Here is a 24,085-nt window from a genome sequence, read left to right as displayed (position 1 = left end):
GCCTAATCCTCCGAATTGTTGCAATTCTCTCTATTTTTCTTATTTGAAATGCCTACAATAAAAACACAGATGACAATAGGTGAAATCTGAATGGCGAATATGTCACTAGGCAATAATGAAACACTGGCTCAACTTGTCGATCAATGGACCCGAGAAAAAGGTACATTTGAAACGCCTATTATGGGACTGACTTTATTTCGTGCGGAAACACTGACCCAACCCAATAGCAGTATGATGGATGCTAGTCTCTGTATGGTTGCTCAAGGGAAAAAACAGGTGATTCTTAGCGAAGAAGCCTATACCTATGATTCAAATCATTTCCTTTTTACTGCAATTGACCTGCCTGTAATTGCTCAAGTTCTTGAGGCTTCAGTTGAACAACCCTATCTTTCAATAGTTCTACGACTAGACCCTTATGTGCTTGCCCAAATCATGCTTGAAGCCCATATTCCTTTTAAAGATACCAATACTGAAAAAAAAGGAATGGCTGTTGGGGTCGTAAATTCGGAACTGAATGATGCTTTTATACGGTTATTAAAACTATTGGACACACCTCAAGATATCCCAATATTGTCTCCCCTTATTATTAAGGAAATTTTTTATCGTTTATTGATGAGTCCGCAAGGTGATCGACTTAAACGCATTGTAGCGGCAGGAACTACGGGTCATCGAATTGTGAAAGCGATTGAATGGTTGAAAACAAATTTTGCAAAATCATTTAGCATTGAAGAGCTTGCAAGCACAATGGGTATGAGCACTTCAAGTTTTCACCAGCATTTTCGTGATATTACTTCAATGAGCCCCTTACAATATCAAAAAAGAATGAGGCTGACCGAAGCACGGCGTTTATTAATCACTGAGGAATATGATATTTCATCTACAAGCATGCAAGTAGGCTATGAAAGTTTGTCGCAATTTTCTAGAGAATATAAACGCTTTTTTGGGGTTTCGCCGTCAGTGGATATAAAGAGCGTATAAAAATAGACAAGCATTTAGCAGATTAATTTTTTATAACCTGAATTATCCTAAAAATAATTCAGGTTTGTTATGTCGGTATTTCTACACCAAACACCACTGGAAGAATAATAGTTAGTTATTTAGATATTATTTCAATCATCTCTTTTGTTGGTCGTAAGTGGCCTAATTGCCACTGTTCAGGTGGATACTCATCAATTCGTATCCAGACATGTTCCCGAAAAGCAGCATTTCCCTTTCCTTCGATCTCTACAAATAAATCTGCTATTCGCTTAAAAAGCTCAGCCTTACTTTCTTTATCTAGTAAGCCTTCTATTGTTTGTATATTTATAAATGGCATAATGCTACCTGAATTAACCCTAGGTCTAAATTATAGACTCATGCTAATTGGAGCCCCACTGAATGTCAAATCAAATTATTCCAAATAATAAATTCTCGGCAGATGTGTGTGGAATTTTTCAAATTGCTGAAATATTGAATGACACGTGGACCATCCTCTTATTAAGAGAAGCTTTTTATGGGGTAACTAAATTTAATGAATTTTTAGAAAATACAGGCATATCAAAGCAAATTTTATCTAATCGACTAAAACATCTTATTCAATTAGAAATATTTGAATTATCTATTTATAAGGAAATCGGCGTTAGAGAGCGCAAAGAGTATTTACTCACACCAAAAGGTAGAAGCTTAAATATTGTATTACTTGCAATGCTTGAATCTGGCAGCAACTTTATTGAAGCTGATCAAGATGTGGTTAAAGTTTTCCACAAAAATACAAATGATTTACTTAAATTAAAGCTGGTTGATTCAAATGATCAGGTCGTTAGCTTGGAAAATTTAGAATTAAGATTAATTCATCGTCAGGTAAAAGTTGATTCACAATAAATAAAAAAAGCCCTGAATAATCAGGGCTTTTTTTTGTCGCTTATTACTGTGGAATAATATTCACAGCACTTGGACCTTTTTGGCCTTGAGCGATATTAAAAGTTACTTGCTGACCTTCATATAAAGTTTTGAAGCCAGAAGAAGCAATTTCTTTAAAATGGGCAAACACATCTGGACCAGATTCTTGTTGAATAAAACCAAAACCTTTAGTTTCGTTAAACCACTTTACTGTACCATTACTTGTATTAGACATAATATATCCTTTGATTTTAATAATTTGAGTCATTTTAAATGACAAATATAACTTTGAAAAAATAATAACGAATTGAGCTTAAGATCTGAAAAAAACGAAGGATTATGACTAAAACTGCGATACTTAAAGAAGATTTACTACAAGTCTTTTTTCTAGTTAAGTTAAGCATACAGGAAATCAATATTTATTCAAGATATTTATATCCAATATTTATTTTTTTTATATTAAAGAGATATACATCACCTACCTAACAAAGATAAATGCCTATTTTCTTTAGACATTTATCACTCATAGGCCTATCTGACTTTTTAACTATATTTTTATAAGCCAATGTAAAAAAATTACATTGGACTCGCACCTTTAGGCTGAGCATTCGGATGTAAGATATGAAATTTATAGCCTTCCACAATGTTCTTTAATTGATTTTTTATGGCTGCATTTTTATCTTTATAAAAATGATTATTACGATTGTCACGAGGTTCTATATTGCTAAAAGTAAGCTTAGCTTGATGATCTTTAACTTCTATTTTCAAAATATAATTAAAGGAATCATCTGCGACCTTAATCATATTTCTGCTTAGACAGTCCATACAATTATCAAATTTTAGTCCTGCATGTCCTTTAATTGTCAGTACTTTATTATTGTCATCTGCCTGAATAATCTTTCGACTTGAAACATAATCCACAACATTGTTTCGCCAGTTTTTAGAAGCATCATAAATTTGTGTTTGGCTTAAACCTTTGAACTTAATAATTTCTGAAAAATAATCGTTTTTCTTTTCAGCGGGTTTTTCATCAACTTTATGAGGCAAAGAAAGACAACCTTGCATACCTAGTACGGCAAAACTTAATGTAGCAGCTAAAATTACTCTTCTCACGTAACGCTCACTTTTTAAAGAGACTAGAAGTTAGAACCTCCAAATTTACACCAGCGCATCGAATAATTTGGTTTATATAAAGTTAAAAATACAGCACTTGATTGTCAGGTTCTATCAAGTGCTGCTAGGTTGAAATCATTGCTAAAGGATACTTTAGCTTGAATTTCCTATGGGTCTCTATCTTGGATATTTTCAATTTTCTGGACGAGTCACAATGGGAAAACCATTGCTAGACTTTTTAAATAAAGAAAAGAACTTGCCAATTTTGCGACCAGAAGTACTGATAAAATTATTTTAACTTCTCATTGTAATTGATATTTTTCAGAAAAAAACCAACTGCATATTCAACCCAAGAACTAATTTCACTATCCGATATAATGTAATTAGGATGTGTAAGACACTTAAGATGCGCATCACTTCGTAGTAATGCTAAAAATATATTCGCAGCGATATCAGCAGAAGAATTTAACTCAATTTCACCATTTTTGGCAGATTTTTCAAGATAACCCGCAATAATATTAGCAAGACGTTCTGGGCCAACTTGAAAGAATTTTTCAGATAACTCTGGAAACCTGACTGCTTCTGCAATACATACTCTAAAAAAAGCCAAACCTGAATGCGATAATATAAAACACAGATAGGTTTTCCCCATTTCAGTTAAAGCAGAACGTAGGTTTTCGGCTTTTGTCTCGACTAATATAATTTGCTCTTGCATGTTCGTGCATTGTCGTTCAATCACGGCAGCAAACATCACTTCTTTATTTTTATAACAGCCATACATGGTTGCTTTTGAAACACCCGCCTCTTTTTGAATCATATCTGTTGTGGTGCCACTAAAACCATGAGTCAGAAAAAATTTTGTTGCTGCATCCAGAATTTTTTGATCTTTTTCATTAGCTTTAGTTGAACCAGACATATTGACCTTATAACAATTTTAGCGACTTCGTTTGTAGTGTAACTCATCGAAAAGTTCAAAATCGAGAATTGACGTAAATTTAATTAAAGAGTAGAGTACCGATCGGTACAGTTAATTGCAATATCTGCTACCTGCATAAATTTGTGTTTAAGATTTAAGGTAAAAGATGAATATACGCCCCCTCATCGGTTTGGCAGGTGCAATATTTGCTGCAATGACTGTCGAATTTAATAACCGCATTACCAGCATTACCCTAGCCGACATACGTGGAGCTATGGGAATTAGTGTTGACTCGGGTTATTGGGTCAACAGTATTTATGCCAGTGCCATGATTATTGGAATGATACTTTCCACCAGTTGGGCGGTCATTTTTTCTATGCGGAGAGTTCTTCTTTTTGCCATAGGGCTTTGCCTCTTCTCTAGTGTTTTAATTCCTTTTAGTCCAAATATCGAAATATTTTATTTATTACGCGCCTTACAAGGTCTTGCTAATGGTTTAACCATTCCTTTGCTCATGGCATGTGCGCTTAGATTTTTGGGGCCAGATATTCGACTATGGGGTCTAGCCTGCTACGCATTAACTGCGACTTTCTTTCCCAACTTAAGTGCTGCGCTTTCTGCCTTTTATTTAGATGTAATTGGATGGAAGATGATTTTCTTTCAAACCATCCCGTTTTGTGCTTTAAGTGCAGCGTTGGTTTATTTTGGTATTCCCCAAGACCCTTTAAATTATTCAAGAATAAAGACTTACGATTGGACAGGCGCTATTTTAGCCATCATTAGTTTGGCAAGCCTGAGCACCATGTTATTGCATGGCAATCATCTAGATTGGTTCCACTCTAAATTAATTTGTGTATTGGCTTTAATCAGTTCCATTACATTACCTTTATTTTTCATACATGAATGGCGTTCTCCGTCCCCATTAATTAAACCGCAAATGCTCGAAATACGAAATTTTGCTTATGCCATTTTTGCGCTGTTTTGCTTTGTGATTATTGGGATGTCGACAAGTACATTACCACTCAATTACCTAAGTGCTGTACACGGCTATAAACCTACCCAAACCATGTGGATTGGTTTACAAATTGCGGCATTGCAATTTATCTATATTCCTATTGTCGTTAAGCTTTTAAATCAAGCTTGGGTTGATAGTCGATATGTGCATGGCTTTGGTTTGCTTCTAGTCATCGCAGGCTGTTTAGGTGCAAGTCAGCTCGACACCACATGGAATCAAGATCAATTTTATTTTTGGCACGCGATTTCATGTTTAGGGCAAACCTGTGTAGTGCTCTCGTTGCTCATGATGGGTACAAACAGCGTACATCCAACCATGGCGATTTACGCTTCACCAATGATTAATACTCCGCGTGCCATTAGTGGCGTACTTGGTGTTTGTATTTTGGATTGGGTGAACCGTGTACGCGGTGAATATCATTCAACACGACTGATTGAAAATACAGCCCAACATGTTTTCCAAAATATTCAAGGCCCTGTTATTAACCCTCTGACCCCACCTGTACTGACTGAAAATGGCGCAGAACGTGTTTCAGGTGGTTTATCAGCTCTAAATTCTGCGATTCAAGCGCAGCAATCTGTTTTAGTCATTAGCGATCAATATCTACTTTTAGCGGGATTGGCTGCGTTTTTATTGATCGTTATGCTGATTTTGCCCGTTAGAACTTATCCACCACGTATTGCTCTCATTAAGTTAATGAATAGTCATAACTCAGGAAAATCTTTATGAGTACTCTCGAAGCCCAAGATACCACCAACACCGAACCACCCAAGTTAACAAAGGTGCAATATCTCAAAAAGCATTGGGTTATGGTTATCACATTTATTATTGTTTTAGCATCCATTTTATGGGTTTTAAAACTTATATTTTTACCGTCTTCAATTGTTGAAACAGACGATGCACGTGTGGATGTAGAGTACTCAACCATTGCCCCTAAAGTGTCTGGCAATATTGAAGAAATTTATATTAAAGATCATCAGACTGTAAAAAAAGGACAACTTTTAGCACGGATTGACGCACGTGATTATCAAGCTGCTTTAGCTGAAGCTGAATCTAATTATGCAAAAGCACAAGCCGACTTAAGCGAAGCAATGCTCGCAGTTGATAGACAACCGACTGTTATTCGAGAAACAGAGGCCCAGCTTAGAAAAGTAGAAGCAGGAATTACACTTACTAAAGACAACACGGCGCGTTATGAGCAGCTACAAGCTCTTGGGGCGGAATCTAGATTAATTACGCAACAGTCAAAAACCACATTGACTGAGCAATATGCCGACTTAGACAGCAGCAAAGAAAAAGTAATCGATGCGCAATATCAATTAAACCAATACAAGATTCAGGTACAAGCCAAACAAGCTGCCCTTAAACAGGCACAGGCTGCCCTTGATAAAGCAAAACTGAATCTGAGCTATACAGAAGTTCGAGCACCTATTGATGGCATGATTGGTCAGAAGTCTGCCAACGTCGGTAACTTTGTTGGCGCTGGTAATCCATTAATGGTTGTCGTACCTTTAAATCAAGTCTACGTAGAAGCAAACTTTCGCGAAATTGAGTTAAAACAAATCAAAATCGGACAACCTGTTAATGTCTATGTCGATGCTTATAACGTTGAATTAAAAGGTGTGGTAGACAGCTTCTCTCCATCTACTGGCGCATTTTTCTCTCCGATCACTGCGACCAATGCGACTGGTAACTTTACCAAAATTGTTCAACGTCTACCTTTACGAATCAAGCTTGTTGAAAATCAAAAAGACGTTAAATTATTACGTCCTGGTTTATCGGTTTTAGTATCAATAGATACGAATAAATAGATAGTCTAGATTTTGAAATATGAGAGAAAAAGAGACCTGTTAATGGGTCTCTTTTTTAATTATGAGTTTTAAAACTTTTTGGTGTAATTTACAAACAGACGATCTTCACCAAAGTCATTGCCATGTTTAACGTTGTAATCAATGCGAATGTATTGCAGGGCAACGCCTTTTAAGAATGGCTGTTGAAACGCATAATTTAAAATCACATTCGACTCAGTTTCATGGTTCTTTTCACCATTTGCTGCTTTAAAGTCATGGCCATACACATATTTCACCATTGCGTTTAAGCCCGGAAGGTAATCTTTAAAGTCGTAGCCATACATCACATGATAAGACTTTTCGTCTTCTTTAAAGAAACCAGTAGCATTCCAGTTAATGAAATAGGTTTCTGGTAAGAAACCATCCGGTAATGGGTAAGCTGACTCACCCATGATTTGTTGGTAGCCCAAGCCGAAAGTATGGTTTTTTACTTTAACAGTTTCCAGCACTCCAATGTTTTGTGCATCGATATCAAAAGTATTGCCATCATCTTTTGCATTGAAGTACTTAAACTTAGAAGTGAGGGCGAAATTAGGTTGTTTCCAATTATGCTCAAGCCCAACATAGTGCTTGTTGTAGAGGTCTTCTAAATTACCAAAGTAGTATTCACCCTTTAAAGACGGCGTAAATTGATAACGTAGATCAACGTAGTTTAAGCCATCAGATTCTTTGGTAATTCCATTTGCCGTAAAAGAAAACTTTTTAAAATCTTCTTCATTTCGTGGCGAGACTTTTTCAACCCGACCAATTTCGGCATAAAGCTGATCTGAAAGTTGAGACTTAAGATTAGTTCCCCAATAAGAGGCAAGTAATTGTCGGCTCGCATCGACAGCCGTTACAGGCAGGTCTAACCAGAGTTCACCGACACTTAAAAGGGTTTTGTCATAGCCCAGTTTTAAAGTGGCGCCGTATTTTAAATAGTCAGATGCCTGAGATTGCGTTTCCTTATTAAAAGGTAAAACGGTGTCGGCGACATGTTTATCTGAACTCAAACGAACAGCGTATTGAACAGAAGCATCGGCACCAATCGTAATAGGTTTGTCTGCAATGACTAGTGGGGTGTCATGCATTTTCGATTTATAAAATAATGACGCTGCCTGAGACCAGCTGCCTGTGTCTTTGAGTGCATCATTATCAAAATTACGATTGATATAAGCATTCTTTAGCGTGAACTTCCATTCATCTTCGCTTTGTTGAGTGGTATCTGCTGCCCACAGTAATGAATGACCACTACAGATAAATAAAAGAGTAGAAAACTTTAAATATTCGTTTTTTAAATATTTCATGAAACAAATCATCCTTTAACTATTGTCTGCGCCATCCTTTGGCACAGATATATATTTGTTCGGTGGAATCGTATTATCTCAATTTGAAGCGACTAAAACTTGAGACTGATTTTTCTTTAAACGTTTAATGAGTAACAACGAAACCGCGGCACAAAATGCAGGTATCGCTAAAATACTTAAAATTTCAAAACTGGAGAGATTTAATGACATTAACCAACCACCCATAATTGATCCCACAATCGACCCTGAGCGTCCTACCGCATTAGCCCAACTTACCCCTGTTGCACGGCAATGTGTTGGATAAAAACTAGATGCAAAAGCGTTTGCTCCTACTTGCGAACCACTAATTCCTGCACCTACCCCAAACATGGCAAACATTAATAAAACCGTATTTGCCTGTTCAATTCCAAACCCTAAACAAATCAGGAAAAAACCACCAAAAACATAAGCCGTACTTAAAATTTTGGTTGCATCCATCTTATCCATTAACAAGCCTAAGACAATCGCACCAATGGTTCCACCTATTTGGAAAATTGAAGTCAGCCATGACGCGTTGGATAAATTAAAGCCTTCATTGGTCAGTAAAGTAGGCATCCAACTTGAAATCATATAAATAATGAGAAGGCTCATAAAAAAGGTAAACCAAATCAAAAAAGTGCCCAAAGCAAAGCCTTTATTAAACAAATCTTTCAAACTTGATTTTTCGACTTCATTAACTGTTGGCACCAAAGTCGGTGTGCTATTTAAATGCGGTGCAATACGGTGAATAATCTTTTCAATTTTTTCAGTGCTCTTCTTTTTAAGCACTAAAAATCGAATAGATTCAGGTAATAAAAAATATAAGAAAGGTACAGTCGCTAAAGGCAACACTCCCCCAATGAGCAAAATGCCGTGCCAACCAATATGAGGAAGTAGCTGAGCCGAAAAAATACCACCAAGAGCAGAACCCACTGTAAAGCCACAGAACATCATGGTTACAAGATTAGACCGACGAGATGTAGGCGCATATTCAGAGGTTAAAGTAATTGCATTGGGTAAAGCCCCACCTAGACCTAAACCAGTGAGAAATCTCCAAATAATTAGGGTTTGTAAATCTGCTGAAAAAGAGGCAAACACACTAGCAATCCCAAACATAATGACCGACCCAATCAAAATCGGTTTACGGCCTAGCTTATCGGATAACGGTCCGAAAATGAGTGCGCCTGCCATGAGTCCAAATAAACCAGCGCCAAATAAAGGTGCCAAATCGGTTGCTTGCAACCCCCATTCTGCCTTTAAAGCAGGTGCAATAAACCCAACTGCTGCGGTATCGAAACCATCAATCGCAACAATCAAAAAACACAACCACATGATTAATTTTTGCAAAGACGATAGCGGTATTTCATCAATGAAACTTTGTACGTCTATAGAATTTTGAGACATGAGAGCTCCTTTCGCCAATACATTGGCGTATATGCAATCCTTAGCAAAGGTGCCCAACTGTATTTTTTATTTAGGTTGAGCACCTATTTCCATAAATCAGTTCAATTTGATTTATTTCACATTCACCGTAATTCCAGTCAGTCCGGTAATGTCTGCACGCATAACATCACCTTTCACTACAGCACCCACGCCTTCTGGAGTTCCTGTAAAAATCAAATCACCTGCTTTTAGTTCAAATAGCGTAGACAAATTTGCAATCGTTTCAGCCACAGACCAAATCAGGTGACTGACATCGCTGTGCTGTTCGGTTTTACCATTTACCGTTAAATGAATATCGGCATTATTGATTTCACCCGTTTGAGTAATCGGATGAATTGGGCCAACTGGTGCAGAAAAATCAAAAGCTTTACCGATTTCCCATGGGCGGCCTTTTTCACGCATTGCCATCTGTAAGTCACGGCGTGTCATATCTAAACCAACGGCATAGCCATAGATATAATTCACTGCATCCTCAACCGAGACATTTTTGGCATCTTTACCAATTGCAACGACCAACTCAATTTCATAATGAAAATTTGAAGTTTCAGATGGGTATGGAATATCAACCGCATCTGTATTTACCGGAACAACCGACTCAAGATCATTTGGCTTACAAAAGAAAAATGGTGGTTCACGGTCTGGGTCAAAACCCATTTCACGTGCATGAGCAGCATAGTTACGGCCCACACAATACACACGGCGTACCGGAAATTTATGCTCTGAGCCGTGAATAAATAGACCAGCCGTGGTCATTGGTTCAAAAATAAATGACATATATAAATTCCTTCTATTAATTAATCACAACTCAAAATGCATCAGCCTGCTGTTCAGGTGCGGCTCTTTGAAATGCTTCTAAGGTCATGCAATGTTGGTAAATTTCATTAATGTTTGGATAAGCCGATAAATTGACTTTAAAACGCTCAGCAGAAACTACTTGTGGAACTAAATAGGCATCTGCAATGGTCGGTTGCTTGCCATAGCAGAACTTTTCGCGATTCTGGTCTTGTTCCAAAATATGCTCTAAAGCTGCAAATCCATCCTGAATCCACTTGGCACACCATGCGTTGATTTGTGCATCATCCAGCCCTAAGTTCTGGCGTAAATATTCAAGAACACGCTTGTTGTTTAAGGGGTGAACATCGCATCCAACTAAAGCAGCAATGGCACGGACTTTTTCACGACCTAATGCATCTGTAGGCAATAAAGCGGGTTCGGGATATTGTTCTTCTAGCCATTCGATAATGGCTGGACTTTGCAACAAGTTCCCCGATTCAGTTTCAATTACTGGTACAAATCCTTGCGGATTTAAAGCTTTAAAAGCAGCTTGATGGTGTTCGTTTTTAGCGAGCGATATATAAGCCGCTTCATAAGCCAAACCCTTTAGATTCAACACAATGCGAGTTCGATGCGATGTACCGCTACGGAAAAAGCTATAAAGTTTCATGCCACATTCCCTTGATAGTTTTTTACTGCATCAAGGCAGTTATTGACATTCCAGCCATACAACCACTCCATTGCATCATAAAAACGTTCAGTAGGACGTCCACGCCACAAATCATTGCGAACCAAGCGTTGCACACCTTTGGCATGGTAAATTTTGCCCATTTCACGTGAAGACAAAACAATACGCGCTGTACGTGCCACACGTGCTTTTTGGTAAATATCAAAAGCTTTTAAAATGTCATGGTCGGTAACACGTAACGCTTCACCTAAAGTTACGGCGTCTTCCATCGCCATACATGCACCTTGCGCCATATATTGCGTGGTTGGATGTGCTGCATCACCAAGTAATGTCACACAGCCAAAAGTCCATGTTTGAATCGGTTCACGGTCTGCGGTTGCCCAGCGGCGCCAGCTTTTAGGTAACTCAATCAATTGACGAGCTTTCGAACAAATTCCTTGAAAATAAGACAGCACTTCTTCTTTAGAACCATCGGTTACGCCCCACTGTTCTTGCTCACGGCTATGGAACGTCACTACAACGTTATATTCCTTTCCACCGCGCAGTGGATAATGCACAAGGTGACAATTTGGCCCTACCCAAATACTAGCTGCATTCCATTTCAAGTCTTCAGGAAACTCGCTTTCAGGTACAACAGCACGGTAAACCACATGACCTGTAACCAATGCAGGGTCACCAACGTAGGTATCACGCACAACAGATTTAACACCGTCAGCACCGATAAGTGCCTGACCATGATATTGCTTCCCGTTTTGATCGGTAATCGTTACGCCCGCATCATCTTGGTCAACTTTTTGAATATGACAATTAGTGATAATTTCTAAGTTGCCGTATTGTTTAGCACCTTCGACCAATGAACCATGAATATCGGCACGGTGAATCACCGCATATGGGTTACCAAAACGTTCACGAAACTTTTCATCGGTTGGAATTTTGCCGACCTGATATTCATCAATCGCATCATGCATAACCATATAATCGGTATAGACTGCTTTACTGCGAGCAATCTCACCAATTCCTAGCGCATCAAAGGCATGGAAAGCATTTGGGCCTAGTTGAATACCTGCACCGATCTCACCAATTTCAGGGGCTTGTTCAAAAACCTGTACCTTAAAGCCTTGTTTTGCCAAAGCGAGTGCAGCTGCAAACCCGCCAATGCCACCACCAGCAATTAATATCGGTTGTTGAGTATTTGACATGATTTATATCCTTATAAAATATTCTATTTACTGGCGCTCACGCACAGAGTACAAACCCAGTTTCCGTTGTAAGGGCGCTTCATCTGCAATAAACAAATAACATGGTTGATCTGAGGTATTGATTAAATCAATATGAGCAAAACATGGCGCACATGTTGTATCAGCTTTATTTAAATTGAAATCTTTCTGATCAATTTTGACTTGGAGCTGACCGTCAATCACATGAAAAATTTGGGCAGTAGAGCGCGGTTGGAGCTGTAATATTTCATTTGGTCTGAGCATTAAAGCTGAGTAACCAATAATATTTTGGCAGTCATCACCAGTTTCAGGATTGATGTAAGTCACCTGAATTGGTGCTTGATGGTTTTTATCATCTGCAAGCGCATGCAAAACTTTTTTGGTTTCTTTCCAAGAGTAACGCATGATTGGATACGAAGCATTTTCACGGGTAAAATGTGCAGTTGGTACAATGCCCGTTCCATAATGATGGGCATTTCCGGCACTAGTCACTTTTTGGATTTCGCCCGGTTGTACATAAGAAGCCTCCATGTAATAAACCAAAGGTAAATCCAATACATCTAACCAGATAACAGGTTCATCGCCATCATGTCCATGTTCATGCCACAGCCCTGATGGTGTAAGGATTAAATCTCCATGCTCCATCATGCATTTTTGGCCCTCAACAGTCGTATAAGCACCTTCACCTTCAACAATCAGGCGCACTGCATTTGGGGTGTGTCGATGTGATGGCGCCCACTCTTTTGGCAACAAAAGCTGCATGCCAAGATACATGACCGAACTGGCTTTCATATTTTCCAGACCATGTCCGGGATTTGCTAAAACCAATACACGGCGTTCAGCTTTTTCAATCGGTGTTAACTCACCTGCTTCGAGCAATAAAGGTTTAATATTCTGAAAATACCATGCCGTTGCTAACGTCTGTGGCATCGGTTTATGCGGAGGCAATACGTTACGTAAACTTGGCCATAAAGGGACTAAATTTGATTCTTCAAGTTGACCAAGATAACGTTTCGGCAAGTCATCTAGCGTTGCTAACTGTTCCATTTCAGATCCTCTATTTAAGGCCAATTGGTACAATAAGGTTTGTACTTTTACGGCCTATTCTTCCTTGATCATCAATGTAACAATCGAAAATTGTTGAATCCATGCACAAAAAACAATAGTCTGTATTGATAAAATCAATACAAGGAAATTAAAGTGTTTGATCTTGATACTCGGCTTTTACAAATTTTCTTTGAAATTTATAAACATAGCAGTGTATCTAAAGCTGCCGAACAGCTTGAAATTGGACAACCGACTTTAAGTATTGCGTTAAATAAATTACGTGAGCATTTTCAGGACCCACTTTTTGTCCGTATTGAAAATAAAATGCAACCTACTGAGTTATCTAAACAAATATATCCACTGGTTGTAGAAATTCTGAACCGACTGAAACTGGTTCAAAACTACAATATTGAATTTGATCCACAGACTTCAAATTATCAATTTAAAATCAGCATGACTGATATTAGCCATCTGGTTTTATTACCTAAACTGATCAATTATTTACGTGCCCATGCCCCCAATACTCGCCTAGAAATTGTCCCAATTGATGCCAATACGCCAGTAATGATGTCAAATGGAGACATTGATTTAGCCATTGGTTTTTTGCCTCAACTTGAAGCAGGTTTTTATCAGCAAACACTTTTCCAGCAACGTTATATTTGTATTGCCAGTAAAGAACACCCAAGGCTTACAGGCACAACGCTTTCAGAACAAGAATTTCGCCAAGAGCTACATGTCGATATTTTTGCAACGGGTGGACACTACGTGCTGGAGCATGAGTTACAAAAACTAGGAGTAAACCGAAATATTCTGGTTCGTTTGCCAAGCTATTTAGGGGTTGGCTTGGTTGTTCAAGACACCGACGCGATTGCAACTATTCCTCATTATTTAAGTCAGGTGCTTTTAGTCAGAGGTGGCTTAAAAGTTTTAGAACCTCCTTATCATTTTCCGACTTATAGCGTAAAGCAGCATTGGCATGCACGAGTTCATCAAACACCAAGCAACCAATGGTTAAGAAGAGTATGTTTTGAACTTTTTTCTGAATAGAAAATTTAACAGGCACCATTAAAAATCTAATAAAAATAAAAAGACTTTGCATAGATAGATAAAATTTCACTACACAAAGTCTTTATAAACTCTTTTTTTAATTAATCTAAATTCATAGCAACCGCTCTGGTTGCTTTACGCTTTCGCGTGACAAACAGCCCACAAACGACCACCACTAAAGTTACGCCCAAAGATAAAGTGGTTTCATAACTATAGGCAGGTGATAAGAACATATAACCTAAAACGGTCATAATAACTAAAATCACAAACCAAGTTAACCATGGGAACAACCACATTTTAAAAGATACAGCTGTACCCTCTTTTTCCCATTTATGTCTTAAACGCAATTGTGAAAATGCAATCACCAAATACACCAGTAATGCAATTGAGCCTGTGGTTGAGAGTAAGAACCCAAAGACTTGTCCCGGGAACATATAGTTTACAGCGCAGCACACTACACCAATCAACGTAGATAAAAACACAGCCGAAGTCGGTACGCCCACCCCATTAATTTTTGTCACAACTCTCGGTGCTTCCTGACGTGTACCTAAAGCAAATAACATGCGAGATGAAGTGTAAACTGCGGCATTCATACAGCTTGCAACCGCAATAAATACCACGGCATCCATAATCAGTTTAGTTTCAGGAACATTCAGGCTCATTAAGACAAACTGAAAGGTGCCAAATTTTTGCAAGTCTGGCGAACGCCAATCGACCAAAGCAACTGCAAGAAAAATAGAAACAACAAAGAATAAAATAATTCGGTAGAGCACCAAATTGGTCGCACGTTTAATTTTTTCTTCCGGATTTTTAGATTCTGCCGCAGCAATTGAAAGAATTTCGATTCCAAAAAATGAAAAAGCCGAGATTAAAATTGCTGATAAAACCCCGCCCATACCATGTGGCATAAAACCACCATTTGAAAATAGATTGCCGACACCACTCACATTTGTTGCTAAAGGCCACATTCCAAATACAGCCATTGCCCCAATGATAATGAACACTACAATCGCAACGACTTTAATGAGGGCAAACCAAAACTCAAACTCACCAAAACTTTTGGTACTAAAAAAATTGGCTAAGCTGAGTAAAATAATAAAGGCGAACGCATAAACTGCACTGGAAATTTGCGGGAACCAAGCATGCAAAATTTCAGCTCCAGCAATCGCTTCAATTGGAATAACCAGTACCCAAAACCACCAATATAACCATCCGATGGTAAACCCAGCCCAAGGGCCGATTGCTTTACGGGCATATGTAGAAAATGAACCTGTATCTGGTTGTGCTACGGCCATTTCGCCCAGCATGCGCATGACCAGAAAAACTAAAATACTTGTAATTATATAAGCGAGTACGGCGGCTGGGCCTGCTTTTGCAATTGCCGCAGAAGAGCCTACAAATAAACCCGCACCAATAACGCCACCAATACTGATCATGGTGACATGTCGATTAGAAAGTCCTTCACCTAATTTTGTTGTTTTATCATTGTTCATATTCGATTCCTTCAAATTGACAAACTGATTTTAAAACCGTCTTAAAATGTACTTCTCCAACTTGTACGAAACAAAAAGGGAAAATCAGAGTTTTCCCTTTTATTCATCAATTTAATGTAGGCATAGCGAATTGTTTGGATTCACGGACCTGTGTTGAAGGCCAACGCTGGGTAATGGTTTTACGGCGTGTATAAAAACGCACACCATCTGGACCATACGCATATAAATCACCGAATAATGAGCGTTTCCAGCCACCAAAACTATGATATGCAACTGGCACAGGTAATGGCACATTGACCCCAACCATACCGACTTGAATATTGCTCGTAAAATAACGCGCTGCTTCGCCATCACGAGTATAAATACACGTTCCATTACCATATTCATGGTCATTAATCAGTTGCATTGCATCTTGCATCGTTTGTACACGAATGACCTGTAAAACAGGACCAAATATTTCTTGCTGGTAACTTGTCATGTCTGGTGAAATTTGGTCAATTAAAGTTGGTCCAACAAAAAAACCTTTCTCATAACCTGCTGGTTTTGCATCACGACCGTCTACAACAATTTTAGCACCTTGTTGCTCTGCGCTTTGAATAAAAGCTTGTACTTTATCTTTATGTGCTTGCGTAATGAGCGGTCCGAAGTCATTACGCTCATCTGCATAGTGACCAAACTTCAACTGCTTCATTTCTTGTTTTAATTTTTCAATCACAACATCTGCAACTTCATCACCAATGGCAACAGCAACGGACAGTGCCATACAACGTTCGCCAGATGAACCAAATGCCGCACCTAACAAAGAAGTTACGACGTTATCAATATCTGCATCTGGCATAATAATGGCGTGATTTTTGGCCCCACCTAACGCTTGGCAACGCTTACCACTCGCGGTTGCTGTACGGTAAATGTACTCTGCAATCGGAGTTGATCCGACAAAACTAACCGCTTGAATTTTTGAATGATGCAACAATGCATCAACAGCGTCTTTATCACCATTTACAACATTGAAAACACCATCAGGCAATCCAGCTTGTTTTAATAGTTCAGCTAGAAATAACGCAGCCGACGGCGCTTTTTCTGAAGGCTTTAAAATAAAACAGTTACCGCAAACAATCGCCATTGGGAACATCCACAACGGAACCATTGCTGGGAAATTAAAAGGAGTAATCCCAGCAACCACACCTAATGGTTGAAACTCGCTCCATGAATCAATATCTGGACCCACATTTTTCGAATATTCACCTTTTAAAAACTCAGGCGCGCCACATGCATATTCGACATTTTCGATGCCACGTTGTAATTCACCTTTGGCATCATGGCAAATTTTTCCGTGTTCTTCACCAATCAACTGACAAAGCTTGTCAGCATTTTCTTCAAGTAATTGCTTAAATTTGAACATCACACGTGCGCGTTTAATCACTGGTGTATCACGCCATGCTGGAAAAGCTTGCTCTGCAATTTGAACCACTTGATTTACTAAGTCTGCATCTGCAAGCGCAACTTCTTTGGTGATTTCACCAGTCGCTGGATTATAAACCGGCTGTTTCTTGGTAGTTTTGGTTACGAGCCCACCATCAATAAAATGCCCTACTACTTTAACGGTTTGCTGACTTGAATCTGTGTCTGTGTTGGCAATCGCGTTGCTGTCAAAATTCTCTAAAGTGTTCATCTTCTTTCCTTGTATCTATTCATCTTTTCTAATGGAGCGTTGATATAAACAAACGTTATTTCACTTGATAAATTGCCTCACCCACGGCATTCATGAGTCGTTGTAACTCTACCTCTGTGCTATTAAACATTGGGCCAAACTGAAGCGTATCTCCGCCAAAACGGACATAGAAACCCGCTTTCCAAAGTTGCATTCCAATTTCAAAACCACGAATCGTCGCATCGCCATCACGCGGTGCTAATTGCACAGCACCAATCAGCCCACAGTTGCGTATATCAAGAATGTTTGGAGCGCCTTTTAACTCATGTAAAAGTTTTTCAAAACTTGGAGCCAATGCAGCCGATTGATGAATTAAATTTTTCTTCTCTAAAACATTGAGTGTTGCTAAAGCAGCCGCACAAGCCACCGGATGCGCCGAATAGGTATAACCATGGGTAAACTCAACCGCATGTTCAGGTAAATCTTGCTGCATAAAGGCGTCATAAATTTCATGGCTTGCCACCACACCACCGAGTGGAATAGCACCGTTGGTAATTTGTTTGGCAAAATTTAAAATATCTGGCGTGACATCAAAATATTCTGAAGCCGTCCATTTCCCCATTCGCCCAAAACCAGTAATGACTTCATCAAAAATCAGCAAGATATCGTGTTGATCACAGATTTCTCTTAAGCGTTTTAAATAACCAGTCGGTGGTACAATGCAGCCTGCCGAACCAGAAACTGGCTCTACAATGACTGCGGCAATATTCGATGCATCATGTAGCTCAATTAACTTAAGCATTTCATTGGCAAGCTCTACACCACCTGTTTCAGCACAGCCTTTGGTAAAACTTAAATCTGGCTGTAAGGTATGCGGTAAATGGTCTACATCCATGAGCTGACCAAACATTTTACGGTTACCGCCAATACCGCCAAGACTCGTTCCCGCAACGTTTACACCATGGTAGCCACGTGCGCGCCCAATCAGCTTGGTTTTGCTTGGTTTGCCTTTAATTCGCCAATAGGCACGAGCCATTTTAATTGCGGTGTCGGCTGACTCTGAACCTGAGTCAGTAAAGAACACATGCTGCAATTTTTCAGGCATATGTTGAATAATTCGTTCAGCCAATTGAAACGACAAAGGATGACCAAACTGAAATGCTGGAGAGTAATCCAGCTTTGCCAATTGAGTACTTACGGCTTGCTGAATTTCTGGAAGCGTATGTCCTGCACCACAAGTCCAAAGGCCCGACAAAGAGTCGTAGACTTCGCGACCTGCACTATCAATTAAATAAGATCCTTTAGCACCAACAATCATTCGTGGATCTTTATGAAAATTACGATTTGCAGAAAATGGCATCCAATGCGCTTGATAATTTAAGCTCATCTGAGCATTTGATTGAACGGTTTCCGATGCAGAATCACCATCAGTTAATTTGTCGATATCAAACATAATCACTCTTCTTGTTTTGAGGCTATTTTTGAGTGTACATAGCGATATAGTTTTGATAAATTCAAATTATCTTGAGTTTAGATTTAAAAAAACGAAACTAAATGAAACCCAAAAAATTAAATCAAGTGACTGATTTTGATATTAAATTACTTAAAATATTTAAAACAGTTTGTGACTGTCATAGCTTTACGTCTGCCGAAAGTATTCTTGGCATTAGCCGTTCTGCCATTAGTCTGCATATGAGTGATTTAGAAAATCGTCTGGGCATTCGGCTATGCCAGCGTGGCCGTGCCGGGTTTGCATTGACTAATGAAGGACGGGAAATTTTAGAATATATAGAAGTGCTCACCGCATCTATCGAAGACTTTCGCTCTAAAGTTAATCAAATGCATAACCGTCTAAAGGGTGAATTTAATATAGGTATTATTAACAACCTTGTGACCATGCCAAGTGGCTACATTACCAATACGCTGGCACAACTCGCCGAAGAACATTCCGAAGTCATTATTAACATTAGTATGAGCACACTTTCAGATATTGAATGCCGTGTGCTAGACAACCGTTTACATGCTGGAGCAATTCCCCTTGTGACTCCGCTGTCTGGCCTAGACTATTTTGATTTATATAGCGAAAGTTCATTTTTATATTGCGGTAAAAACCATCCCTTGTTTGGCAAATGTAGCAAGATGGATTTAGATGAATTAAAAAAATGGCAAGCTGTACTTCCCAATTACGCCATCACACCAGAAGCGGCAAAGTTGCACCAACTTTTAGACTGTAAAGCGACTGCAAGTGACCGTGAAGGAATCGCGTTTCTGATTTTAACCGGAAAGTTTTTGGGTTTTTTACCCGACCACTACGCAAAGAAATGGGTTGAAGATGGTTTCATGCAAGCTATTTCAAAGGAAAAAATGCATTACAGTACCCCAATTTGCTTAATTACTCACAAAGGCAAAAACCACAATATTATTTTAAAAACTTTTATGGATATGCTTGAGAAGCGAGTCCTTGGGAATTAATAAACTATTTAACAGGTCATGTCTTCAGATAAAAAAGAGCACCTAAGTGCTCTCTTGATCTTATTGATTTTTGGATAAGGCAAAATTTATTGCCCTGTCATATGCATGTTCTTGTAGCTCAGTATATACATAGAAATCCTGTTCTGCCTTGGTAACAGGATTAATGAGTTTCATTGCTTCATAACTATGAGTATTTAAATCATTGGGATCAACATCAAAAGCTTCTAATTGCTGCTCTCTCCACTCACCACTTAGAACACCACCCACACAAAGCCATTTTGTTGAATTGTCTGACATATTTAATCCTTATTATTGGAGGTGCTCTTATACCATATCACGACCACCTTTAAGTCAGTTTAATTTTTCACCCCATCAAAAGAAAAAGCCCCGTGTTTAGGAGCTTTATAGCTAAGTTTTTAGTTCATCTTGACGACCAATACGACTGGTAACTTTACTAAAATTGTTCAGCGCCTTCCGTTACGCATCTAACTCTTTGATAACCAATCGGATATAAGTTAAAAGTAGTCTAAAACCCTAGAACCACCCTGCGATTTTCCCATCATATAAATGAGAACAATAAGGTTATTCCCCTGTTCTTTCACTAATGTCTATTTATTACTTTGGCCTAATTTATCACTTATTTGGTCAAAATAGACATTATAAAGTTCCTTTTTAGAACTTAGCATATCAAAGTAATAAATTCAGATGGTCTAGATCTGTTTAAATACACGAAAGGGAAAACAACAAGATGAAATCAACTCAAAGTACAAGCGGTGTTGAATCTATTTTGGGAAAGCTTTCGGGTGGAATCTTTCTATCTATCATCATTATTAGCATGATGATAGCGGGCTGGATTGCTCTAGAAGAAGGCAAAGGTCGGTTTTTAGATGGGTTTATGGGTAAACTGACTACAGAACAAATTGAGCAAGCAATTAAGACTGTACGTACAGATCCAACTCCAGAAAATATGCGCCATATCAGTACTGAGATATGGGGATTATCAAAATTACATAATGTTTCACACTATGCTGATTCTAAACTGCTGGAACAAGGCCTGTATTTCACAACAATGTCGAGCTACAACAAAGGACTCATGGTCGTTCATGTTTTTTTTGGCAGTGTCTGCATGCTATTCGGTGGTTTACAGTTCTGGCCTTATTTCCGAAAAAAATACTTAAAAGTACATCGACTCATTGGTGTTTTATATATTGCTACTGTACCCATAGCAGTTATTGCATCCCTACTTTATCTTGCCAATACTGCGCCACATCATATATATGATCATTTGGTTGCATGGATTGGACTATGGATATTTGGTGTACTCTCTTTAATTGCAATCACGATGGCTGTTTTTGCAATTAAAAAGCGTAAGATCTATGAGCATCAAGCTTGGATGGCGTTGTCTTTTTCCAGCTTAATGGTTGCACCTATGCTACGCTGGGATTGGGCAATACTCGCGGCAATTTTCCCACACATAGACCAGCAAACCTTAAATCTGGTCACTATGGGGTTAATGCTGCCAGAGAGTTTGCTTATTGGCTATGGTTTAATTCTAATTAATCGCCAATATGTGAGACCAATGGCTCAACGTAAACCTAATCCTATCGCTATTCGTGGTAGTGAGATTTATGTTCGTGCGTTACCAATACTTTATGCTTTAGCTATTGTTTCAGGCATTATAAGTTTTACTTACTATATAATTGGTCAAGGTTTCTCTAGCTTTGATTTTGCTAGACACCTTGTCCCTGCCGCTTTCATTGCACAAGAATCAAATGTTTTATCATCTCATCCAATAGCCAAAACAACTTTTATTATTTCTACCATTGTAGCTTTGCCTTTGGCTCTATACCTATTCAGAAATTTACTAATCCGTCCATCTACAACCACTCCTTTTCAGCAACATCATTTAGCAAACTTAATCGCGATTTTAACAATCATAGCGGGGAGCTCTGCATTTTACCTCGGCTGGAACATTGGTCTTATGCCACAGAATGTTCTGTTTTCTGGTGGAACGATGTATGTCGTAAATGGTGCTTTACTCATCTTTTTCGGCATTTTCTTTTTAACTGCAAATCGTCGTAAGCATTGGGCATATATGAAAGAAAGTTTGGTTTTTCTTATGTGTTTATTACCGTTTCCGACGCTTTATTGTCTAACTATAGGCATCATCAGTTTTCTTCCTCTTCCTATTGAATATATTTTGGCGGGCCAAGGCTTTGTCATCCCTATTGGGTTTAGTACTGCTTTACTATTTCTCGCTTTTTTTCATGTCATCTATGGTCAAACCACCCGCGAACATAACTAAATATTTAATCGGAGAATAAACATGCAGCAACCAGCTTTCTTTGTTTCATCCTCAACCGATATTCAAATTGCTGTTTATACTTGGGGGGACGAACCAACCCATGAGCATCCACGCGAAATACTAATATTTGCTCATGGATTTCCAGATCGGGCACTCTTTTGGGAAAAAGTGGCAAAACAACTTGAAAATGACTTTTATGTTGTTGCTTTTGACATGCGCGGATGTGCAGAATCGACACATATTAAAGGATATAAACATTACCGGTTCGAGCATTTAGTCAACGATCTCTATGCAGTAATTGATGCTGTAAGCCCAAATCAGAAAATACATTTAGTTGGACATGACTGGGGAGGCATTTATGGGTGGGATGCTATTCGCGATAGTGAAGGAAAAAAACGAATTGCTTCATTTACAACCATGTCGCCAAGTTTAGAACAAGTTGGGCTATATCTACGAAGACGCTTGCTCAAACCTACACCAAAAAACTTATGGCAACTCATTGTTCAACTCTGGCGTAATAGCCTTATGACCTTCTTTACGCTACCAATTCTTCCAGAATTATTATGGTACAGTGGCTTAGGAACATTGATGATGAAATGGATGATTACTTATTATGAGTCCGACGTTCATTATCAAAAGAATATAGGCGTTGAAGGAGATGCAATTCGGTATTTAGGCATTTATCGCGCAAACCTACTACAACGTGTTCTATTCGCAAAAGAGATTATGACAGATGTTCCCGTACATACATTAATGGCTTTGCGAGACCCATTTTTACCCCCCTATCTTTTTGATGACAGTAAAAACTGGGCGAGTAACTTAAGTGAGTCGACAGTAAATGCAGCTCATTGGGCACCGTTGAGTCAACCAAAAGTATTAGCCCATAATATTAGAAAATTTCTTCTATCAATAAATAATAACTAATCATTATGGAACTAGTGTAAAAGCTCTTCTAGAGGGCTTTTACACTAGTTCCTACATTCACATTGCTAGACATTTTACAGTTAGGATCGAACCTATCTTTCTAAAATATTCACTCTCACCTATCTAGCCTTTTTAACTATAATTTTTTTCATCTGTAACGACATTAGCTTTAAGCCATATCCACTTATCCACGCAATCAATGGTAATGTAAAACTCACTTTCCCCTTCATTTCAATCGTTGACTCCCATGTCATTTGTGTACCACCTGTTACCGATTTAAATGACATGCGACCACCAATATGGGTCAAGGAAAGCGGCCATTTGATAAATTTATAATCCCAATAATGTGGATAATTTACATCCATGACTTGCTCATGAAAGACACCAAACCTCAAATCCAATTCTCGGATAGTGCCAAGTGAATAGCTTTGGTCTGATTGTCCCACTTGTAGCACTCGTGTGCTTTTTACACCAGATAACAAACGGTAAGTTTTATAATCAGTAAAAACATCAAAGACTTGTTCTATAGGTGCAGGTATAAAAGTTGAAGCTCTACAAGTTTTTATCATTTAAACACTACCTATATAAAAATTAATAAAATAATTAGTAACTTAAATACTTCTACAACTTCCATAATAGCTATTATTGACTTTTAAGTTAGTGGAAATTATTTAAGTTCCAAAATAGAACTAGTCAAATAGAATTAACTCTGTAATGTTGTCTTGTCAACTAAAACTTGAAATTCTAAATTAAACGTGTGTTAGAAATTATTATTGGTTATGTAAGCTTATTATTTATCCATATATCAATTTCCCTACAATCTTAAATTTAAGGGAAATGATCAGCACGAATCATATCAATCAATGCTCGCAACGCATTAGAAACATGTCTACGGCCCGGATAATACAAACATAACCCATCATAACTTGGACTATACTCATCTAAAAT

Annotated in this window: 23 protein-coding genes and 1 pseudogene; 9 read left to right on the top strand and 15 right to left on the bottom strand. The window is 38.4% G+C overall.

What is annotated here, in order from left to right; all coding sequences use genetic code 11:
* The first annotated feature begins 90 nt into the window (after positions 1 to 90).
* The gene (locus RMB03_RS15045) at positions 91 to 978 is read left to right on the top strand and encodes an AraC family transcriptional regulator (RefSeq protein WP_311076770.1); all 888 of its coding nucleotides are present in this window, start codon (positions 91 to 93) and stop codon (positions 976 to 978) included.
* Positions 979 to 1,093: 115 nt separating this feature from the next.
* Here the strand turns inward: RMB03_RS15045 and RMB03_RS15040 are convergent, their stop codons facing one another.
* Complete coding sequence (locus RMB03_RS15040; protein ID WP_311076769.1) at positions 1,094 to 1,315, bottom strand: tautomerase family protein; 222 nt, start codon at positions 1,313 to 1,315, stop codon at positions 1,094 to 1,096.
* 62 nt (positions 1,316 to 1,377) lie between these two features.
* Here RMB03_RS15040 and RMB03_RS15035 point away from each other — a divergent pair, with 62 nt between their 5' ends.
* Entirely contained in the window at positions 1,378 to 1,860 is a 483-nt protein-coding gene (locus RMB03_RS15035; protein ID WP_311076768.1) for a helix-turn-helix domain-containing protein, read from the top strand.
* Positions 1,861 to 1,903: 43 nt separating this feature from the next.
* Here RMB03_RS15035 and RMB03_RS15030 read toward each other — a convergent pair whose 3' ends face one another.
* The 3 genes from RMB03_RS15030 to RMB03_RS15020 all read right to left on the bottom strand — a co-directional run bounded on the left by RMB03_RS15030 (position 1,904) and on the right by RMB03_RS15020 (position 3,907).
* On the bottom strand, positions 1,904 to 2,113 hold the full coding sequence (locus RMB03_RS15030; RefSeq protein WP_005040451.1) for a cold-shock protein: 210 nt from the start codon (positions 2,111 to 2,113) through the stop codon (positions 1,904 to 1,906).
* A gap of 341 nt (positions 2,114 to 2,454) precedes the next feature.
* A complete protein-coding gene (locus tag RMB03_RS15025; protein WP_311076767.1) occupies positions 2,455 to 2,991 on the bottom strand; it encodes a DUF4468 domain-containing protein in 537 nt (178 codons plus the stop codon).
* A gap of 289 nt (positions 2,992 to 3,280) precedes the next feature.
* The gene (locus RMB03_RS15020) at positions 3,281 to 3,907 is read right to left on the bottom strand and encodes a TetR/AcrR family transcriptional regulator (protein WP_311076766.1); all 627 of its coding nucleotides are present in this window, start codon (positions 3,905 to 3,907) and stop codon (positions 3,281 to 3,283) included.
* 166 nt (positions 3,908 to 4,073) lie between these two features.
* Between RMB03_RS15020 and RMB03_RS15015 the strand changes: the two genes are divergently transcribed.
* Positions 4,074 to 5,651 carry an MFS transporter gene (locus RMB03_RS15015; protein ID WP_311076765.1) on the top strand — a complete coding sequence of 526 codons (1,578 nt, stop codon included), beginning with the start codon at positions 4,074 to 4,076 and terminating at the stop codon, positions 5,649 to 5,651.
* Entirely contained in the window at positions 5,648 to 6,733 is a 1,086-nt protein-coding gene (locus RMB03_RS15010; protein ID WP_311076764.1) for an HlyD family secretion protein, read from the top strand. The genes RMB03_RS15015 and RMB03_RS15010 overlap by 4 nt, the downstream gene beginning before the upstream one ends.
* A 68-nt stretch (positions 6,734 to 6,801) precedes the next feature.
* Here RMB03_RS15010 and RMB03_RS15005 read toward each other — a convergent pair whose 3' ends face one another.
* The 6 genes from RMB03_RS15005 to RMB03_RS14980 all read right to left on the bottom strand — a co-directional run bounded on the left by RMB03_RS15005 (position 6,802) and on the right by RMB03_RS14980 (position 13,245).
* Positions 6,802 to 8,058: an OprD family outer membrane porin gene (locus RMB03_RS15005; RefSeq protein ID WP_311076763.1), complete on the bottom strand. Its 1,257-nt coding sequence runs from the start codon at positions 8,056 to 8,058 to the stop codon at positions 6,802 to 6,804.
* 78 nt (positions 8,059 to 8,136) lie between these two features.
* Positions 8,137 to 9,480: an aromatic acid/H+ symport family MFS transporter gene (locus RMB03_RS15000; protein ID WP_281834112.1), complete on the bottom strand. Its 1,344-nt coding sequence runs from the start codon at positions 9,478 to 9,480 to the stop codon at positions 8,137 to 8,139.
* Positions 9,481 to 9,591: 111 nt separating this feature from the next.
* Positions 9,592 to 10,293: a fumarylacetoacetate hydrolase family protein gene (locus RMB03_RS14995; RefSeq protein WP_167563540.1), complete on the bottom strand. Its 702-nt coding sequence runs from the start codon at positions 10,291 to 10,293 to the stop codon at positions 9,592 to 9,594.
* Between the two features lie 31 nt (positions 10,294 to 10,324).
* Entirely contained in the window at positions 10,325 to 10,963 is a 639-nt protein-coding gene (gene maiA / locus RMB03_RS14990) for a maleylacetoacetate isomerase (RefSeq protein ID WP_281834115.1), read from the bottom strand.
* Complete coding sequence (locus tag RMB03_RS14985) at positions 10,960 to 12,180, bottom strand: 3-hydroxybenzoate 6-monooxygenase (protein ID WP_311076762.1); 1,221 nt, start codon at positions 12,178 to 12,180, stop codon at positions 10,960 to 10,962. Before RMB03_RS14985 ends, maiA begins: the two co-directional genes overlap by 4 nt.
* Before the next feature lie 27 nt (positions 12,181 to 12,207).
* Entirely contained in the window at positions 12,208 to 13,245 is a 1,038-nt protein-coding gene (locus tag RMB03_RS14980) for a cupin domain-containing protein (RefSeq protein WP_281834119.1), read from the bottom strand.
* A gap of 153 nt (positions 13,246 to 13,398) precedes the next feature.
* Between RMB03_RS14980 and RMB03_RS14975 the strand changes: the two genes are divergently transcribed.
* Positions 13,399 to 14,292, top strand: coding sequence for a LysR family transcriptional regulator (locus tag RMB03_RS14975; protein ID WP_311076761.1), 894 nt, complete (start codon positions 13,399 to 13,401; stop codon positions 14,290 to 14,292).
* A 101-nt stretch (positions 14,293 to 14,393) separates the two neighbouring features.
* On the opposite strand, the gene RMB03_RS14970 is transcribed toward RMB03_RS14975, so the two are convergent.
* From RMB03_RS14970 to RMB03_RS14960, 3 genes are all read right to left on the bottom strand, one after another.
* Positions 14,394 to 15,785, bottom strand: coding sequence for an amino acid permease (locus RMB03_RS14970; RefSeq protein ID WP_311076760.1), 1,392 nt, complete (start codon positions 15,783 to 15,785; stop codon positions 14,394 to 14,396).
* Between the two features lie 106 nt (positions 15,786 to 15,891).
* On the bottom strand, positions 15,892 to 17,457 hold the full coding sequence (locus RMB03_RS14965) for a CoA-acylating methylmalonate-semialdehyde dehydrogenase (protein ID WP_311076759.1): 1,566 nt from the start codon (positions 17,455 to 17,457) through the stop codon (positions 15,892 to 15,894).
* 55 nt (positions 17,458 to 17,512) lie between these two features.
* Positions 17,513 to 18,895, bottom strand: a complete 1,383-nt coding sequence (locus tag RMB03_RS14960) for an aspartate aminotransferase family protein (protein WP_311076758.1) — start codon at positions 18,893 to 18,895, stop codon at positions 17,513 to 17,515.
* Between the two features lie 95 nt (positions 18,896 to 18,990).
* Between RMB03_RS14960 and RMB03_RS14955 the strand changes: the two genes are divergently transcribed.
* Entirely contained in the window at positions 18,991 to 19,908 is a 918-nt protein-coding gene (locus RMB03_RS14955; protein WP_311076757.1) for a LysR family transcriptional regulator, read from the top strand.
* 60 nt (positions 19,909 to 19,968) lie between these two features.
* Here the strand turns inward: RMB03_RS14955 and RMB03_RS14950 are convergent, their stop codons facing one another.
* Positions 19,969 to 20,205: a hypothetical protein gene (locus RMB03_RS14950; protein ID WP_004642900.1), complete on the bottom strand. Its 237-nt coding sequence runs from the start codon at positions 20,203 to 20,205 to the stop codon at positions 19,969 to 19,971.
* Positions 20,206 to 20,331: 126 nt separating this feature from the next.
* Here RMB03_RS14950 and RMB03_RS21095 point away from each other — a divergent pair.
* The 3 genes and pseudogenes from RMB03_RS21095 to RMB03_RS14940 form a co-directional block, all read left to right on the top strand.
* Positions 20,332 to 20,394, top strand: a pseudogene (locus tag RMB03_RS21095) (hypothetical protein); the annotation flags it as partial.
* A 262-nt stretch (positions 20,395 to 20,656) separates the two neighbouring features.
* Positions 20,657 to 22,213, top strand: a complete 1,557-nt coding sequence (locus tag RMB03_RS14945; RefSeq protein ID WP_311076756.1) for a DUF2306 domain-containing protein — start codon at positions 20,657 to 20,659, stop codon at positions 22,211 to 22,213.
* 21 nt (positions 22,214 to 22,234) lie between these two features.
* Positions 22,235 to 23,137: an alpha/beta fold hydrolase gene (locus RMB03_RS14940; RefSeq protein WP_311076755.1), complete on the top strand. Its 903-nt coding sequence runs from the start codon at positions 22,235 to 22,237 to the stop codon at positions 23,135 to 23,137.
* Between the two features lie 119 nt (positions 23,138 to 23,256).
* On the opposite strand, the gene RMB03_RS14935 is transcribed toward RMB03_RS14940, so the two are convergent.
* Positions 23,257 to 23,706 carry an SRPBCC family protein gene (locus RMB03_RS14935; RefSeq protein WP_311076754.1) on the bottom strand — a complete coding sequence of 150 codons (450 nt, stop codon included), beginning with the start codon at positions 23,704 to 23,706 and terminating at the stop codon, positions 23,257 to 23,259.
* Positions 23,707 to 24,085: the final 379 nt, after the last annotated feature.

The sequence above is a fragment of the Acinetobacter sp. V91_7 genome, assembly GCF_031799075.1.
Lineage (GTDB): Bacteria > Pseudomonadota > Gammaproteobacteria > Pseudomonadales > Moraxellaceae > Acinetobacter > Acinetobacter calcoaceticus.
This window is presented reverse-complemented; position numbering and strand designations above follow the sequence as displayed.